This is a genomic window from Ursidibacter arcticus, from assembly GCF_009761375.1.
In the GTDB taxonomy this organism is placed as follows: domain Bacteria; phylum Pseudomonadota; class Gammaproteobacteria; order Enterobacterales; family Pasteurellaceae; genus Ursidibacter; species Ursidibacter arcticus.
The window spans coordinates 1-483 of the sequence record NZ_LEKM01000055.1 but is presented as its reverse complement, the minus strand read 5'-3'; the positions used below and the strand labels follow the sequence as shown (position 1 = coordinate 483).

Sequence of the window (483 nt, the reverse complement as noted above, 5' to 3'; positions counted from 1 at the left end):
TCTCCGCCTTTGTGGGTTGGAATTTCGTATTCAAATTCGGTTTGAATACTGGCAAAAAAACGACCGCACTTTTGTCTCACAGTTACGTTTTTAATCTCGCCTACGACATCACGGCTATTGCGATAGCGAACCCAACCGATTTTCGGGAGATACAAGCGGTTATTTTGTTGTTCAAGTTTACAACCTTGCGGAAAACGAAAGCTCTCTTTTAAGCCTTTTTTCTTGAATTTCGGGAAATCTGCACGCTGTTGGAAGAAGTTTTTGAACGCACTTTCAAGATCTTTTAATGACTGTTGAAGTACTTGAGAATGGCACTCTTTGAGCCAAAGTAACTCTTTTTTCCATTGTGGAAGCAATGCAGTGAGTTTCGAATAGCTAAATTTAAATGTTTTATCTTGTTCGTACTGCTCACTCTGCCAAGCCAATGCTCGATTGAACACAAAACGAGAACAGCCACAGAACTGTTTAATTCTGCGGATTTGC

General features: G+C 40.4%; 1 protein-coding gene. It reads right to left on the bottom strand.

Annotation, left to right across the window (positions count from 1 at the left end):
• Positions 1 to 483, bottom strand: a 483-nt coding sequence (locus tag A1D25_RS01700; RefSeq protein ID WP_157393996.1) for an RNA-guided endonuclease InsQ/TnpB family protein, incomplete at both ends; no start/stop codon positions are given.